13 protein-coding genes and 1 tRNA gene are annotated in these 15,666 nt (G+C 67.9%); 2 read left to right on the top strand and 12 right to left on the bottom strand.

Features of this window, described 5'->3' with window-relative positions:
• Positions 1-30: 30 nt before the first annotated feature.
• From rpoB to ACIOHP_RS03010, 10 genes are all read right to left on the bottom strand, one after another.
• A complete protein-coding gene (gene rpoB, locus ACIOHP_RS02965) occupies positions 31-3,516 on the bottom strand; it encodes a DNA-directed RNA polymerase subunit beta (protein ID WP_361557550.1) in 3,486 nt (1,161 codons plus the stop codon).
• A gap of 624 nt (positions 3,517-4,140) precedes the next feature.
• Positions 4,141-4,524 (bottom strand): 50S ribosomal protein L7/L12, encoded by a 384-nt coding sequence (gene rplL / locus ACIOHP_RS02970; protein WP_266888979.1) that lies wholly within the window; start codon positions 4,522-4,524, stop codon positions 4,141-4,143.
• A 110-nt stretch (positions 4,525-4,634) separates the two neighbouring features.
• On the bottom strand, positions 4,635-5,165 hold the full coding sequence (rplJ, locus tag ACIOHP_RS02975; protein ID WP_266888980.1) for a 50S ribosomal protein L10: 531 nt from the start codon (positions 5,163-5,165) through the stop codon (positions 4,635-4,637).
• A gap of 286 nt (positions 5,166-5,451) precedes the next feature.
• Complete coding sequence (locus tag ACIOHP_RS02980) at positions 5,452-6,393, bottom strand: hypothetical protein (RefSeq protein ID WP_401882750.1); 942 nt, start codon at positions 6,391-6,393, stop codon at positions 5,452-5,454.
• Between the two features lie 92 nt (positions 6,394-6,485).
• Complete coding sequence (locus ACIOHP_RS02985) at positions 6,486-7,403, bottom strand: hypothetical protein (RefSeq protein WP_401882753.1); 918 nt, start codon at positions 7,401-7,403, stop codon at positions 6,486-6,488.
• Between the two features lie 144 nt (positions 7,404-7,547).
• Complete coding sequence (rplA, locus tag ACIOHP_RS02990; protein WP_046262541.1) at positions 7,548-8,273, bottom strand: 50S ribosomal protein L1; 726 nt, start codon at positions 8,271-8,273, stop codon at positions 7,548-7,550.
• Between the two features lie 85 nt (positions 8,274-8,358).
• A complete protein-coding gene (rplK, locus tag ACIOHP_RS02995; RefSeq protein ID WP_020132675.1) occupies positions 8,359-8,793 on the bottom strand; it encodes a 50S ribosomal protein L11 in 435 nt (144 codons plus the stop codon).
• Positions 8,794-8,962: 169 nt separating this feature from the next.
• Entirely contained in the window at positions 8,963-9,823 is an 861-nt protein-coding gene (gene nusG, locus ACIOHP_RS03000; RefSeq protein ID WP_401882756.1) for a transcription termination/antitermination protein NusG, read from the bottom strand.
• Between the two features lie 81 nt (positions 9,824-9,904).
• Positions 9,905-10,189 (bottom strand): preprotein translocase subunit SecE, encoded by a 285-nt coding sequence (gene secE, locus ACIOHP_RS03005; RefSeq protein WP_046262539.1) that lies wholly within the window; start codon positions 10,187-10,189, stop codon positions 9,905-9,907.
• Positions 10,190-10,295: 106 nt separating this feature from the next.
• Positions 10,296-10,368 (bottom strand) — tRNA-Trp (locus ACIOHP_RS03010).
• Between the two features lie 272 nt (positions 10,369-10,640).
• On the opposite strand from ACIOHP_RS03010, the gene ACIOHP_RS03015 reads away from it, so the two are divergent.
• Together ACIOHP_RS03015 and ACIOHP_RS03020 are read left to right on the top strand one after the other, a co-directional pair.
• A complete protein-coding gene (locus ACIOHP_RS03015) occupies positions 10,641-11,867 on the top strand; it encodes a pyridoxal phosphate-dependent aminotransferase (RefSeq protein WP_361557542.1) in 1,227 nt (408 codons plus the stop codon).
• A gap of 121 nt (positions 11,868-11,988) precedes the next feature.
• Entirely contained in the window at positions 11,989-13,029 is a 1,041-nt protein-coding gene (locus ACIOHP_RS03020; protein ID WP_401882760.1) for an adenosine deaminase, read from the top strand.
• On the opposite strand, the gene ACIOHP_RS03025 is transcribed toward ACIOHP_RS03020, so the two are convergent.
• Both ACIOHP_RS03025 and ACIOHP_RS03030 read right to left on the bottom strand, forming a co-directional pair.
• Positions 12,974-13,681, bottom strand: coding sequence for a hypothetical protein (locus tag ACIOHP_RS03025; RefSeq protein ID WP_401882762.1), 708 nt, complete (start codon positions 13,679-13,681; stop codon positions 12,974-12,976). The genes ACIOHP_RS03020 and ACIOHP_RS03025 overlap by 56 nt on opposite strands.
• 85 nt (positions 13,682-13,766) lie before the next feature.
• Positions 13,767-14,912: a UDP-N-acetylmuramate dehydrogenase gene (locus tag ACIOHP_RS03030; protein WP_401882765.1), complete on the bottom strand. Its 1,146-nt coding sequence runs from the start codon at positions 14,910-14,912 to the stop codon at positions 13,767-13,769.
• Between the last annotated feature and the right edge of the window lie 754 nt (positions 14,913-15,666).

Raw genomic sequence — 15,666 nt, forward strand, 5'->3', positions numbered from 1 at the left:
GCCTTCATGGTGAAGGCCTCCGAACTCCCGTCAGACCTCTTCGACGCTGCTCGGCTCCCGCCGGGACAGGTCGATGCCAAGCTCCTCCGCAGCGCGGAAGACATCCTCGTCGGTGTCGCGCATCTCGATGGACATGCCGTCCGAGGACAGCACCTCCACGTTGAGGCACAGGGACTGCATCTCCTTGATGAGCACCTTGAAGGACTCGGGGATGCCGGGCTCGGGGATGTTCTCGCCCTTGACGATGGCCTCGTAGACCTTCACGCGGCCGGTGACGTCGTCGGACTTGATGGTCAGCAGCTCCTGGAGGGCGTACGCGGCGCCATAAGCCTCCAGCGCCCACACCTCCATCTCACCGAAGCGCTGGCCACCGAACTGGGCCTTACCACCCAGCGGCTGCTGGGTGATCATCGAGTACGGACCGGTCGAACGCGCGTGCAGCTTGTCGTCGACCAGGTGGTGGAGCTTGAGGATGTACATGTACCCGATGGAGATCGGGTCCGGGAACGGCTCGCCGGAGCGGCCGTCGAACAGCCTCGCCTTACCGGTCGGCTGCACCATGCGGTCGCCGTCGCGGTTCGGGATGGTGTGGTTCAGCAGACCGGCGAGCTCGTCCTCACGCGCACCGTCGAAGACCGGGGTGGCGACGTTGGTGCCGGCGGCGACCTGGTCGGCGCCGATCACCTGCAGACGCTGCGCCCACTCCTCGCCGAGCCCGGAGACGTCCCAGCCGCGGCTGGCGAGCCAGCCGAGGTGGATCTCCAGAACCTGTCCCGGGTTCATTCGGGACGGCACACCCAGCGGGTTGAGGATGATGTCGACCGGAGTTCCGTCCTCGAGGAACGGCATGTCCTCGATGGGAAGGATCTTCGAGATAACACCCTTGTTGCCGTGACGGCCGGCGAGCTTGTCACCGTCGGTGATCTTGCGCTTCTGCGCCACGTACACGCGCACCAGCTGGTTCACACCGGGGGGAAGCTCGTCGCCCTCCTCGCGGTCGAAGACGCGGACGCCGATGACCTTGCCGATCTCGCCGTGCGGGACCTTCAGCGAGGTGTCACGGACCTCACGGGCCTTCTCACCGAAGATCGCGCGCAGCAGGCGCTCCTCCGGGGTCAGCTCGGTCTCACCCTTGGGCGTGACCTTGCCGACGAGGATGTCGCCGGCGACGACCTCGGCACCGATACGGATGATGCCGCGCTCGTCGAGGTCGGCGAGGACCTCCTCGGAGACGTTCGGGATGTCCCGGGTGATCTCCTCGGGGCCGAGCTTGGTGTCACGGGCGTCGACCTCGTGCTCCTCGATGTGGATCGAGGAGAGGACGTCGTCCTGCACGAGGCGCTGCGACAGGATGATCGCGTCCTCGTAGTTGTGACCCTCCCACGGCATGAACGCCACGAGCAGGTTCTTGCCCAGGGCCATCTCGCCGTTCTCGGTGGCCGGACCATCGGCGAGCACCTGGCCCGTGATGATGCGGTCGCCCTCGTTGACGATGACCTTCTGGTTGACCGAGGTGCCCTGGTTGGAGCGGGCGAACTTGGCCAGGCGGTACGTGATGTACGTGCCGTCGTCGTTGGCGGTGGTGATGTAGTCCGCGGAGACCTCCTGGACCACGCCGTCCTTCTCGGCCTTGACCACGTCACCGGCGTCGACGGCGGAGCGGTACTCCATGCCGGTGCCGACGAGCGGGGCCTCGCTCTTGATGAGCGGAACGGCCTGACGCATCATGTTCGCGCCCATGAGGGCACGGTTGGCGTCGTCGTGCTCGAGGAACGGGATCATGGCGGTCGCGACCGACACCATCTGGCGCGGCGAGACGTCCATGTAGTCCACGTCGTCACCGGGGACGTAGTCGACCTCGCCGCCACGACGGCGGACCAGGACGCGGTTCTCGGTGAAACGCATGTTGTCGTCGAGCGTGGCGTTGGCCTGCGCGATGACGAAGCGGTCCTCTTCGTCGGCCGTGAGGTAGTCGACCTCGTCGGTGACGACGTCGCCGTCGACCCTGCGGTACGGCGTCTCCACGAAACCGAACGCGTTGACGCGGCCGTAGGAGGCGAGCGAACCGATCAGACCGATGTTCGGGCCTTCGGGCGTCTCGATCGGGCACATACGGCCGTAGTGAGACGGGTGCACGTCACGGACCTCGAAGCCGGCCCGCTCGCGGGAGAGACCACCCGGGCCAAGAGCCGACAGACGGCGCTTGTGGGTGAGACCCGACAGCGGGTTGTTCTGGTCCATGAACTGCGACAGCTGGCTGGTGCCGAAGAACTCCTTGATGGAGGCGACGACCGGCCGGATGTTGATCAGGGTCTGCGGCGTGATCGCCTCGACGTCCTGGGTCGTCATGCGCTCACGGACGACGCGCTCCATACGGGCCAGACCCGTACGGACCTGGTTCTGGATGAGCTCGCCGACGCTGCGCAGACGGCGGTTGCCGAAGTGGTCGATGTCGTCGGTCTCGACGACGATGCTCGTACCCCGGTCGCCGACCGTCTCGGTCTCGCCCGCGTGCAGCTTCACCAGGTACTTGATCGTCGAGATGATGTCCTCGACGGTCAGGATGCCGGCGTCGAGCGGAGCGTCCGCGCCCAGCTTCTTGTTGACCTTGTAACGGCCGACCTTGGCGAGGTCGTAGCGCTTCGGGTTGAAGTACAGGTTCTCCAGAAGCGTCTGCGCGGCCTCGCGCGTGGGCGGCTCGCCCGGACGCAGCTTGCGGTAGATGTCGAGCAGCGCGTCGTCCTGGCCCTGGGTGTGGTCCTTCTCCAGGGTGGCGCGCATGGACTCGTACTCGCCGAACTCCTCGAGGATCTGCTCGGTGGTCCAACCGAGAGCCTTGAGGAGGACGGTCACGGACTGCTTGCGCTTGCGGTCGATGCGCACACCGACCATGTCGCGCTTGTCGATCTCCATCTCCAGCCAGGCACCCCGGGACGGGATGATCTTGGCCGAGAAGATGTCCTTGTCGGACGTCTTGTCGATGGAGGAGTCGAAGTAGACACCCGGCGAACGGACCAGCTGCGACACCACAACACGCTCGGTGCCGTTGATGACGAAGGTGCCCTTGTGGGTCATGAGCGGGAAATCGCCCATGAAGACCGTCTGGGACTTGATCTCGCCGGTCTCGTTGTTGGTGAACTCTGCCGTCACGAAGAGCGGGGCCGCGTACGTGAAGTCGCGGTCCTTGCACTCGTCGATGCTGTTCTTCGGCGGCTCGAAGCGGTGGTCGCGGAATGTCAGCGACATCGACCCGGAGAAGTCCTCGATCGGAGAGATCTCCTCGAAGATCTCCTCCAGACCGGACTTGGTGGGGACGTCCTGACCTGACTCCAGAGCCTCCTCGACCCGACTCTGCCAGGCGGTGTTCCCGAGCAGCCAGTCAAAGCTCTCGGTCTGCAGCGCGAGCAGGTTGGGAACCTCGAGAGGCTCCTTGATCTTTGCAAAAGAGATGCGCAGCGGGGCAGTGCTGGCGCCGTTGTTCGTATTCGCGTTCGAGGCAGTGCGCGAGGCGGCCAAGAGGGGGTCCTTCCGAGGGCTCGGACTCACTACGCGCGTACCGGTCCCACTCCTGCACCCGAAGAGACAGGGACCCCCTGCTCTGGCTGTTCGGCCAGGTCAGAGAAGTTCTGATCATCGATGCTGAGGCGAGGGCAGACCCCTGGTGACGGGCAGGGGGCAGCTAACAGGCAGCGCAAAGGGTCAGTGTAGCCACATGGCGCACTGATGTCCAGCCCCGATTTTCTGTGACCCTCGTTGTCCTCAACGCCTTCGGCACGCTCGCCCTCAACGCACGTTGATACTGCCCTCTTCGTCGCCGATCCATGCCTCGGATTCGGACCGTTCTGGCGACGCGTCCTGAGAATTGCGCGCCGCGTGCGGTTCGTCAAGGCCTGTCTTGCCCAAACCGGGTGCTGCGCTCGTCACTTGCGGTCTGCCTCTGGCCTGCCACCAGGGGCGCTCAAGGGGCACGACGAAGATCACCATACTCCCCACGAACCCGGCCGCAAGGCAGCCGCCACGACGCCCCCGGGAACGCCGAAGAGCGACCACCCGGATGGATGATCGCTCTTCGGTGCGTCAGCGTTACAGCCCTCTTACGAGGCCCGTGGCTCGCGCGAGTCCGTGCGGACCCGTGAGGTGTTACTTGACCTCGACGGACGCGCCGGCGCCCTTGAGCGCCTCGGCGGCCTTCTCAGCGGCCTCCTTGGCGACCTTCTCGACGACGGGCTTCGGGGCGCCGTCCACGAGGTCCTTGGCCTCCTTCAGACCCAGGGAGGTCAGCTCACGCACGACCTTGATGACCTGGATCTTCTTGTCACCGGCGCCGGTGAGGATGACGTCGAACTCGTCCTGCTCCTCAGCGACCTCGGCGGCGGCGGCCGGGCCGGCGGGGGCGGCGGCAACCGCGGCGGCGGCGGTGACGTCGAACTTCTCCTCGAACGCCTTCACGAACTCGGAGAGCTCGATGAGGGTGAGGGACTCGAACTGCTCGAGCAGCTCTTCCTGGGACAGCTTCGTCGCCATGTGGGCGATCCTTCCACTAATTCGGCTGGTGCCGGATGTACATGTGAGGCGGGCGTACGTTCGGCCCGCTGCGACCGTCGCCTCAGGCGGCGGTCAATGCGCGAGCCGAATTACTCGGCACCGCCCTGCTCGGCCTTCTTGGCACGAAGCGCCTCCGCGGTGCGGACGAACTTCGAGGGGAGCGCCTGGAAGAGCGAGGCAGCCTGGGACTGCTTGCCCTTGAACGCACCAGCCAGCTTGCTGAGCAGAACCTCGCGGGACTCGAGGTCCGCGAGCTTCTTGATCTCGTCGGCGGACAGCGCCTTACCGTCAAGGACACCGCCCTTGATGACGAGGTTCGGGTTGTCCTTGGCGAAGTCACGAAGACCCTTCGCCGACGTCACCGGGTCACCGGAGATGAAGGCAACCGCCGTCGGACCGTTGAACAGGTCGTCGAGCGTGGAGATCCCGGCCTCGTTGGCCGCGATCTTGGTCAGCGTGTTCTTCACCACGGCGTACTGGGCGTCGTCACCGAGCGAACGGCGCAGCGTCTTGAGCTGCGCCACGGTGAGACCCCGGTACTCGGTCAGCACAGCGGCGTTCGAGCTGCGGAACTGGTCCGCGAGCTCGGCTACCGCGGCAGCCTTGTCGGGCCTTGCCATAAGCGTGGCCTCCTTCCGGGTGATGAGGACCGCTCAGAAGGGGCTACAGAAAACGAAACGCCCCGGCGCAGGCGCACGGGGCGTAGCTCGACCGGCACTCGCACGCTGTCGAGCAGCGAACTCCGGGAGCACATCCACAGTCACCTGCGCGGGTCGTCCGCGATTTTCAGCGGATCCTTCGGCCACCGCTCCCTCTTGCGAGAGCACGGCAACGACCAGCGGTCTTTGGCTTCTGTAGGAGAGTACGTGACCCCGTCGCCGTCAGGCAAATCGGGTCCTACGGTGCTCAGCTCCCGCTGAGATCGCCGCTCGCCCCGAGCTCCTTGAGCATCTCCATCAGGTCGAAGGTCTGGGCGGCCGGCGGCACCTCGACCTCGGCCTTCGCCCCGTAGTCGGAGAGCTTCATGCTCATCTCGATGTTGCCCTCCGGGCTGTCGATGCCGACGTCCATGCGGACCGGGAGGTCGTCCTCGTTGACCCAGACCTCGGTGTCGTAGCCCTTGATGCCGGCCTTCTTCATACCGGCCAGGAGCTCCTTGCGCTCCTTGGGCTCCAGGACGTCCAGCGACTTGTTGGTCGCCATCATCTCCTCGACGGTGAGGGTGCCCTTGTAGTGCTCGGTGTCGGCCCCGTCGATCTTCTCGCTGCCCACGTGCTTGAGGTTGGGCGAGTCGAGGAGCATCGCCAGCTGCTGGGCGGGGTCCTGGTTCATGTCCTCCAGGCCGCCGGTCAGCCCCTTGGTGAGCTCGTCGTCCCCGGACTTCTCGGCCTCCTCGGCCATGGCCCCGAGGTCGAGCTTCATCCAGCGCTTGCCGTCCATCTCCTTGGCGGCGGCCGCTCCGGCGTCGACGTACACGACGTCGTTCTGCCAGATGATGCGGGCGTTCTTGGGCATGTCCGCGTCCGCGGCGAGCCCGGAGCCCTTCATCGTCATGTCCATGAGGGTCGGGTCCCAGCCCATGATCCCGCTCATGGTCATGTTGCCGCCGTCCGCGCCCGGCACCGACATGGTCATGTTGACCCGGGCGGACTTGGCCTCGGCCGTCTTCTTGTACGCCGCGGTGATGACCTGCGTGACGGAACGTTTCTTGCCCGTCTTCGCGCCCGTGCCCGTGGCGTCGTTCTTCTCTCCCCCGCCGCTGCAGGCCACGGCGCCCGTCAGCAGCATGGCCGCCGCGACGGCCCCCGCACCTCTACGGCGTACCGAGCCGCGTATGGACATGCTCATGAGTCCCCCCTGGACCGAGTGATGTCTGTTGAAAGTTCGACCAGGACCATATCCCCCGTGGGACTCCCCCGTCCCCCTGGTTTCCGGCCCTGTCAGGACGTGGTGCCGGCGACGGTGCCGCCCTGCTTCTCCAGCAGCTCCTTGAAGTCCTGGGTGTCGCCCGCCGCGGGCTCTTCGGCGGAGATCTTCACGCCGTAGTCGCTGTAGTAGGCGGTCTGGGTCAGGTCTCCGGTGGCCATCTTGCCCTTCTCGACCTTCTTGACCAGCAGATCCTGGTCGTCGACCCAGATGTCGACCTGCTGGGTGGTCACGCCCGCCTGTTCGAGCTGCTTCTTGAGGTCGGCGAGCTGGCTCGCGCTGAGGCTGGAGTTCCGGCCGGCGAGGTCGGCGAGCTCGACGGTGCCCGAGTAGTGCGTGGTCTCCTGACCGCGGACCTTCTCCGCGCCGACCTTCTTCACGTCCCCCGAGGCCAGCAGCAGCTTCACCGACTGGTTGGGCGTGGTGTTCCGCATCTGGTCCCTGAGGTAGGCGCCGGAGCCGCCGCCGAGGTCCGCGAGGTCGTCGTAGTCGTAGCGGATCCAGTGCTTGCCGCCGGCCTGCTCGGCGAACTTGTCGCCCATCCTGGCGTAGTAGGCGTCGGGCAGATAGCGGGCCTCCATCGACGTGGTGCCCAGCTCCCGCATGGTGTCGGCCATGGTGCCGCCGGTGTACTCGATGGTCATGGTGCCGGTGATGCCGTCACCCCAGCCGAGGGCTCCGTCGGCGGTCATGGACATCATCGTGCCCATGGTGGTCGTGGACTCGACCTTGGCGGAGTCGGCGGCGTCGGTGGACTTCTCGGCGGAGCGCAGGGCCGCCACGGGGCTGAGGTTGCTCGTGTCCTTGCCGGACGCCTTGTCGTCCTTGCCGGAGTTTCCCGAGTCACCCGAGGACGTACAGGCAGCCAGGCCGGTCAGCGCGGTCGCTGTCGCGATCGCCAGAGCCGTCCGGCGCATGGTCGTGCTCTTCATTCGTCCCACCCCAATGCGGTTGCTGTGTCCGCACGTTAGCGCGGAGCACTGACACACGTACCGGGAAATGAGACGGGCCCCGCACCTCGAAAGGTTGCGGGGCCCGCGTCAAGAACGCGTATCGCGACGCGACTGCCGTCAGGATCAGACGGCGGCCGGGTCCTCCTCGACGAGGAGGTTGCGGGTGCGGTTCGGGTCGACCGGGATGCCGGGACCAATGGTGGTGGAGACCGCGGCCTTCTTGATGTAACGGCCCTTGGCGGCGGACGGCTTCAGACGGAGGATCTCCTCCAGCGCGGCGCCGTAGTTCTCCACCAGCTTCTCGTCGTCGAAGGACGTCTTGCCGATGATGAAGTGCAGGTTCGAGTGCTTGTCGACGCGGAACTCGATCTTGCCGCCCTTGATCTCGGTGACGGCCTTGGTCACGTCCGGGGTCACGGTGCCGGTCTTCGGGTTCGGCATCAGACCACGCGGACCGAGCACGCGGCCGAGGCGGCCGACCTTGCCCATGAGGTCCGGGGTGGCGACGACGGCGTCGAAGTCCAGGCGGCCCTTCGAAACCTCGTCGATGAGCTCGTCGGCGCCGACGATGTCGGCGCCCGCGGCACGCGCGGCCTCGGCACGGTCGCCGGTCGCGAAGACCAGGACCCGGGCGGTCTTACCGGTGCCGTGCGGAAGGTTCACGGTGCCACGGACCATCTGGTCGGCCTTACGCGGGTCGACACCCAGACGGAAGGCGACCTCGACGGTGCCGTCGAACTTGGTCGTGGAGGTCTCCTTGGCGAGACGGACGGCCTCGAGCGGGGCGTAGAGCTTTTCCCGGTCGATCTTGGCGTCCGCAGCGCGGAGGGACTTGCTGCGCTTGCTCACTACTGCTCCAGTGTGTCTTGAGGAGTCGTGGTATGGGCCGAGCAGGCCCTGCCACGGTGCTACGAAGGTGCTACGAGGCTGGGGTTCAGCCCTCGACCGTGATGCCCATGGAGCGGGCGGTGCCGGCGATGATCTTCGACGCGGCGTCCAGGTCGTTGGCGTTCAGGTCGGGAAGCTTGGTCGTGGCGATCTCACGGACCTGCGCCTCGGTGATCTTGGCGACCTTGGTCTTGTGCGGCTCGCCAGAGCCCTTCTCGACACCCGCGGCCTTGAGGATCATCTTCGCGGCCGGCGGCGTCTTGGTGATGAAGGTGAAGGAGCGGTCCTCGTAGACCGTGATCTCCACCGGGATCACCCAGCCACGCTGCGACTCGGTCGCGGCGTTGTAGGCCTTGCAGAACTCCATGATGTTGACGCCGTGCTGGCCGAGCGCGGGGCCGACCGGCGGCGCGGGGTTGGCCGCACCGGCGTTGATCTGGAGCTTGATGAGCCCCGTGACCTTCTTCTTCTTGGGAGGCATTGCTCTCTCCGGGTCCTAGTGAGAGTTTTCAGCCGTCCGGTCCGGATGATCCGGATGGAGGCATACCGCACAACGATAACGGGTATCTCTGCGCGGCCAAAAACCGAGCAGGTCAGACCGGCTGCGAAAGCCTGTCTGACCTGATCGGAGGCTTGTGCTCCAGACGAAGCTAGTTCTTCTGGATCTGGTCGAAGGAGAGCTCGACCGGCGTCTCGCGGCCGAAGATCTCGACGAGACCCTTGACCTTCTTCGAGTCGGCGTTGATCTCGTTGATCGTGGCCTGCAGCGTGGCGAACGGGCCGTCGGTGACGGTGACCGAGTCGCCGACCTCGAAGTCCAGCACCTGGACCTCGACCTTGCGCTGCGGAGCCGGCTTGCCCTCGGCCTCGGCGGCCTCGCGGGCGGCCTTCTCCTCGGCCTCCGGGGCGAGCATCTTGACGATCTCGTCCAGGGTCAGCGGGTACGGGTCGTAGGCGTTGCCCACGAAGCCGGTGACGCCGGGGGTGTTGCGGACGACGCCCCAGGACTCGTTCGTCAGGTCCATGCGCACCAGCACGTAGCCGGGGAGCTTGTTCTGACGGATCGTCTTGCGGTCGCCGTTCTTGATCTGGACGACCTCTTCCTGGGGCACCTCGGCCGCGAAGATGTAGTCCTCGACGTTGAGCGAGACGGCGCGCTGCTCCAGGTTGGTCTTCACGCGGTTCTCGTAACCGGCGTAGGTGTGGATGACGTACCACTCGCCGGGGAGGGTGCGCAGTTCCTCGCGCAGGGCGACGACGGGGTCCACCGGCTCGGCCGGCTCCTCCTCGGCGTCCTCTTCCTCGTCCTCGACGGCTTCGACGTCGCCGCCGGACTCGGCCTCGGCGTCCTCGTCCTCGACGTGGAGAGCGGCTTCCTCGGCGGGCTCGCCCGCCTCGGCGTCGGCAGCCTCGACCTCGTCCAGGTCCTCGTCCGCGCCCTCGAGGATGTCGAGCTCGTCTTCCACGGACTCGTCCGGCTCGATGGCGTCGTTCAGGTTCTGGTCAGACACGGTGGCTGCTTCTTCCTGGATACATAGGGGTGGAACATGCGAAAGGGGCGCCGGTAACCGCGGCGCCCTTCGCAACGTTGCTCAGCCGAAAACGTACTTGGCGGCGTGGTCGAGTCCATAGTCAATCACGGTGACCAGGCCGATCATGACGATCACGAAGACGATCACCACGGTCGTGTAGGTGGTCAGCTGGCTCCGCGACGGCCAGACGACCTTGCGAAGCTCCGCGACGATCTGCCGGTAGAAGAGGGCAAGGCGCTTCAGCGGGCCCTTCTTGGCACGCTTACCGCCCTTGCGGGTCTTCTTCGACTCTGACGCCTCATCCTGGGCATCAGGCGTGTCGATGGAGCCCACGGCGTCCGCCATTCGTCCTCACCTGTTCCCGGGTCGTGGCCGTGCCGCGCCCGGTCTGAGCCGCACGGCGGTGCATTACCTGTACGTACATGCGTACACATCCTGGCGGTGTGTGTAGCAGGGCCGGAGGGACTTGAACCCCCAACCGCCGGTTTTGGAGACCGGTGCTCTACCAATTGAGCTACGACCCTTTGTGGTTCTCCCAAACGTACCGCATCCGCCCGGGCGCTCGGTGTGCACCGGATGAGTGCGGCCGTTGTGAGGCCAACGAGGTGAGAGTGTACGTGTTCCGGAGGCCCCCGTCGAACAGAAAGCGCCCGTACGGGCTTTGCCGACGGAAGATCGTCAGTACGGCGGCCGAAGATCACCCAGGCCATCGCGCGAATCCGGACGGTTGTTCAGTGCGTGTTCAGTCTGTGAAACCCGTGTGCCGCTGGCGTTTCCGGTCTGGAACGATGGGCCCATGAGCGCTGCAACCCCTCCCACCGCGCGCCGGGTCTCCGCCCGAGTCGGCGCGATCTCCGAGTCCGCCACCCTCGCCGTGGACGCCAAGGCCAAGGCCCTCAAGGCCGCCGGGCGTCCGGTGATCGGCTTCGGCGCCGGTGAGCCCGACTTCCCGACCCCGGACTACATCGTCCAGGCCGCCATCGAGGCCTGCTCGAACCCGAAGTACCACCGCTACACGCCAGCCGGCGGCCTGCCCGAGCTGAAGGCCGCGATCGCCGCGAAGACGCTGCGCGACTCCGGCTACGAGGTCGACGCCTCCCAGGTCCTGGTGACCAACGGCGGCAAGCAGGCCATCTACGAAGCCTTCGCCGCGATCCTCGACCCGGGCGACGAGGTCATCGTCCCGGCCCCGTACTGGACGACGTATCCGGAGTCGATCCGCCTCGCGGGCGGTGTCCCGGTCGAGGTCGTCGCGGACGAGACGACCGGCTACCGCGTCTCCGTGGAGCAGCTGGAGGCGGCCCGTACGGAGAACACGAAGGTCCTCCTCTTCGTCTCCCCCTCCAACCCGACCGGCGCCGTCTACACCCGCGCGCAGATCGAGGAGATCGGCCGCTGGGCCGCCGACAAGGGCCTGTGGGTCCTGACCGACGAGATCTACGAGCACCTCGTCTACGGCGACGCGGAGTTCCACTCCCTGCCGGTGGTCGTGCCGGAGCTGGCCGACAGGACGATCGTGGTCAACGGCGTCGCGAAGACGTACGCGATGACCGGCTGGCGCGTGGGCTGGGTCATCGGCCCGAAGGACGTGGTCAAGGCCGCGACGAACCTCCAGTCGCACGCCACGTCGAACGTCTCCAACGTCGCCCAGGTGGCGGCCCTGGCCGCGGTCTCCGGCGACCTGTCGGCCGTCGAGAAGATGAAGGAGGCCTTCGACCGCCGTCGCAAGACGATCGTGCGGATGCTCAACGAGATCGACGGCGTGCTCTGCCCGGAGCCCGAGGGCGCCTTCTACGCCTACCCGTCGGTCAAGGGTCTGCTCGGCAAGGAGATCCGCGGCAAGCGCCCGCAGGACACGGTCGAGCTGGCCGCGCTGATCCTGGAGGAGTCCGAGGTCGCGGTCGTCCCGGGCGAGGCCTTCGGTACGCCGGGCTATCTGCGGCTGTCGTACGCCCTGGGTGACGAGGATCTCGTCGAGGGCGTCTCGCGGATCCAGAAGCTGCTCGCCGAGGCCACGGACTGACCTCGGACGTTTCGCGGGCCGTCTCCTTCGGGGGGCGGCCCGCTTCGTGTTTGCGTGCGAGCAAGACCACGTTCGGGGAAAGCGCTACCGGGACACCCGTGACGTACGGCAGGATCCTGGAATGGAGCGTGTACGTGATGTCTCTGAGCTGCCGAAAGCCCATCTGCACCTGCACTTCACCGGGTCGATGCGCCCGGCGACGGTTCTGGAACTGGCCGACAAGTACGGAGTACGGCTGCCCGAGGCGCTGACCGAAGCACTGACCAGCGGGGAACCGCCGAGACTGCGGGCGACGGACGAGCGGGGCTGGTTCCGTTTCCAGCGGCTGTACGACGCGGCCCGCTCGTGTCTGCGCGAGCCCGAGGACATCCGGCGGCTGGTGCGGGAGGCCGCGGAGGAGGATGTGCGCGACGGCTCGGGGTGGCTGGAGATCCAGGTCGACCCGACGTCGTACGCGCCCCGGCTCGGCGGGCTGATCCCGGCGCTGGAGATCATCCTGGACGCGGTGGAGACGACCTCGCGCGAGACCGGGCTCGGGATGCGGGTGCTGGTCGCCGCGAACCGGATGAAGCATCCGCTGGACGCCCGCACGCTGGCCCGGCTGGCGGTGCGGTACGCGGACAAGGGCGTGGTCGGCTTCGGCCTCTCGAACGACGAACGCCGGGGCATGGCACGGGACTTCGACCGGGCCTTCAACATCGCGCGCGAGGGCGGGCTGCTGTCGGCGCCGCACGGTGGCGAGCTGGCCGGACCGTCGTCGGTGCGGGACTGTCTCGACGACCTGGACGCGAACCGGATCGGGCACGGGGTGCGCGCGGCCGACGACCCGCGGCTGCTGAAGCGGCTCGCCGACCGGGGTGTGACGTGCGAGGTCTGCCCCGCCTCCAACGTGGCGCTGGGCGTCTACGAGAAGCCCGAGGACGTGCCGCTGCGGACGATGTTCGAGGCGGGGGTTCCGATGGCGCTCGGCGCCGACGACCCGCTGCTCTTCGGGTCGCGGCTGGCCGCCCAGTACGAGATCGCGCGGCAGCACCACGGCTTCACGGACCAGGAGTTGGCGGAGCTGGCCCGGCAGTCGGTCCGGGCCTCCGCGGCGCCCGAGGGCCTCAAGGCGAGCATGCTGGCCGGGGTGGACGAGTGGCTGGCTCGCCCGGCCGTCTGAAGTGGGCGTAGGGCGGATACGGCTTGTAGCAGATGTCCACCTCGAGGGGATGCCCGCCGGTGTTGGGCGGCTCGGCCAGGGTGAGGGCCGTCATGAACGCCATGTGCCCCTCGGCGACACGCTTCTGACGCGGCCCCCAGCCGGCCGCGTGGGCGAACTCGGTGGCCGTCTGGGCGAAGACGTCTCTGCTGCCGAAGAGGAAGAACGTCCGGGCGTGGGTGGCGTGCCGCAGCTCGTCCCGGGCGTCCGCGCGTGAGTGGCGAGCACGCCAGGACTCCGCGTCCCGCGCGGTGCGGGCCTCGTCCGTGCGTACGGTCAGCGGGGTGGCGTGGGTGAGCTTTCGGCGCAGCTCGGGCCACTGGCCGGCACGCAGGCCGAGGCTGTGGTGGACCAGGACGAGGTCGACTCGCTCGCCCCAGCCTTCGTCGGGCGGGACTCCGTCGCGCAGCGGGACGTGAACGATGGTGTGGCGGGAGTAGGCGGCGAAGGAGAACAGCCCGGCCAGCCGGTTGAGCCCGTCGTGGTCGCCGAGCAGCAGGCCGATGGGGTCGGGGGCGGTCAGAGAGGTGTGGCGCAGGGGGTGGCGGGGCTGGACGACTCGGTACTCGTGCGGTCCGGTCCGGGGCCTGAACTGGCGCAGCCTCAGCCGCATGCGGAGTGCCTCATGGGATGAGGGTCGGGGGTGAGCGGGGTGCGCCGCAACGGAGATTCCCGGGAAGGTCGGACCACGCGTCGGACTACAGGCTGACGCCGACCGTCACCGGCTCGTTGACCAGCGTGACGCCGAAGGTCTCGTGGACGCCGGCGACGACCTCGCGGGCCAGGGCGAGGAGGTCCTCCGTGGTGGCCTCGCCGCGGTTGGTGAGGGCGAGGGTGTGCTTCGTGGAGATACGGGCGGGGCCGGTGCCGTAGCCCTTGGTGAAGCCCGCCTTGTCGATGAGCCAGGCCGCGGAGGTCTTGGTGTGGCCGTCCCCCGCCGGGTAGGCGGGCGGTTCGGCGGTGTCGCCGAGGTGGGTCTTCACGCGCGCGTGGAACGCCGTGAACTGCTCGTCGGTGAGGATCGGGTTGGTGAAGAAGGAGCCCGCCGACCAGGTGTCGTGGTCCTCCGGGTCCAGCACCATGCCCTTGCCCGCGCGCAGCTTCAGTACGGTCTCGCGGGCGGCGGCGAGGAGGACGCGGTCGCCAGGTTCCACGCCGAGGGCGCGGGCGGTCTCGGCGTACTTGATCGGCGCGGAGAGGCCGTCGGCGTCCTCGAGCTCGAAAGCGACGCGCAGGACGACGTAGCGCTCGGGGTCGGCCTTGAAGCGGCTGTGGCGGTAGGAGAACCCGCAGTCGGCGTTGCTGACGGTGACCGCCTCGCGGGTCCGGCGGTCGTAGGCGATCACCTCGGTGATCGTGGCGGAGACCTCCTGGCCGTAGGCGCCGACGTTCTGGATCGGGGTCGCGCCCGCGGAGCCGGGGATGCCGGCGAGGCACTCGATGCCGGCGAGTCCCGCCTCCACGGTGCGGGCGACGGCGTCGGTCCAGACCTCGCCCGCGGCGAGCTCGAGACGGGTGCCGGTGAGCTCGAAGCCCTTGGTGGCGATGACCAGGGCGGTGCCGTCGAAGCCCTTGTCGCCGATGACGAGGTTCGATCCGCCGCCGATGAGCAGGAGCGGCGTACCGCTGTCGTCGGCCTCGCGCACGGCTGCGATCACCTCGGCGTCGGTGGTCGCCGTGATCAGCCGAGCGGCGGGACCGCCCAGGCGGAAGGTGGTCAGCGGGGCGAGGGGGGCGTGGTGTCGTTCCTGCACGGGCTCAAGGGTACGAGACGCGGCTGACGGCGAGTGGGTGGATACCTGCGGCGGCCCGTGGCGGCTTCGGTGGGGGTTCGCGTCGCGCATGCCGGTCCGGTTGGGGGTCGGTGCCGCACCGGGGGGTGTCCGTCCTCGGTCGGGCGGTGCTGTGGGCTGGGGATGTGCGGTTGGTCGGTCGCCCGACGCTGCGGGCGGACACCCCCCGGTACGTCCCCTGCTCGCCGTTGCGCAAGCGCGGGTGGTGCCCGGGCGGGGGTCGCAGGAGACAGCTCTACGGCGAGGACGGGGGCTCGCCGTCCCGGTCCCGCACTCACCCGCAAGCGGCTGCGCCCCTCGACGCCGGTCCATGCCTTCCAGCCCGCCCAGCGCCCGAGAACGAGGCCCTACCGTCCCGGTCCCGCACTCACCCGCAGGCGGCTGCGCCCCTCGACGCCGGTCCATGCCTTCCAGCCGCCCAGCGTCCGAGAACGAGGCCCTACCGTCCCAATCCCCCACCCACCCACAGGCAGCTGAGCCTCCTGACGCCGGTCCGTGTCTTTCAGCCCGCCCAGCGCCCGAAGACGAGGGTCTGCCGTCCCGATCCCCCGCCCACCCGCAGGCGGCTGAGCCTCCCGATGCCGGTCCAGATATCTCAGCCCGTCCGGCGTTTGAGGACGAGGCCCTTTGGGCCGATGGGGGTCCAGGGGGCGCAGCCCCCTGGGGGCGGGGTCGAAGGGGCGGCAGCCCCTGGGGATGGGAACGGGTAAGGGCGGCGGGGGCGCAAGACGTCCGAGGTACGCCACAGCGGTGCCGCACACGCGAGACGGCCCCGCCCCGCAGGGCAGAGCCGTCTCGTGGTGTG

The sequence above is a fragment of the Streptomyces sp. NPDC087859 genome (assembly GCF_044742595.1).
GTDB classification, from domain to species: domain Bacteria; phylum Actinomycetota; class Actinomycetes; order Streptomycetales; family Streptomycetaceae; genus Streptomyces; species Streptomyces canus_F.

Coding starts and splice junctions, on each gene's coding strand:
- secE (WP_046262539.1), bottom strand. CDS start 10,189: ATGGCGGACGCCGTGGGCTCCATCGACACGCCTGATGCCCAGGATGAG.
- ACIOHP_RS03020 (WP_401882760.1), top strand. CDS start 11,989: ATGGAGCGTGTACGTGATGTCTCTGAGCTGCCGAAAGCCCATCTGCAC.
- ACIOHP_RS03015 (WP_361557542.1), top strand. CDS start 10,641: ATGAGCGCTGCAACCCCTCCCACCGCGCGCCGGGTCTCCGCCCGAGTC.
- rplK (WP_020132675.1), bottom strand. CDS start 8,793: ATGCCTCCCAAGAAGAAGAAGGTCACGGGGCTCATCAAGCTCCAGATC.
- rplJ (WP_266888980.1), bottom strand. CDS start 5,165: ATGGCAAGGCCCGACAAGGCTGCCGCGGTAGCCGAGCTCGCGGACCAG.
- ACIOHP_RS02980 (WP_401882750.1), bottom strand. CDS start 6,393: ATGAGCATGTCCATACGCGGCTCGGTACGCCGTAGAGGTGCGGGGGCC.
- ACIOHP_RS03030 (WP_401882765.1), bottom strand. CDS start 14,912: ATGCGCGACGCGAACCCCCACCGAAGCCGCCACGGGCCGCCGCAGGTA.
- ACIOHP_RS02985 (WP_401882753.1), bottom strand. CDS start 7,403: ATGAAGAGCACGACCATGCGCCGGACGGCTCTGGCGATCGCGACAGCG.
- ACIOHP_RS03025 (WP_401882762.1), bottom strand. CDS start 13,681: ATGCGGCTGAGGCTGCGCCAGTTCAGGCCCCGGACCGGACCGCACGAG.
- rplL (WP_266888979.1), bottom strand. CDS start 4,524: ATGGCGACGAAGCTGTCCCAGGAAGAGCTGCTCGAGCAGTTCGAGTCC.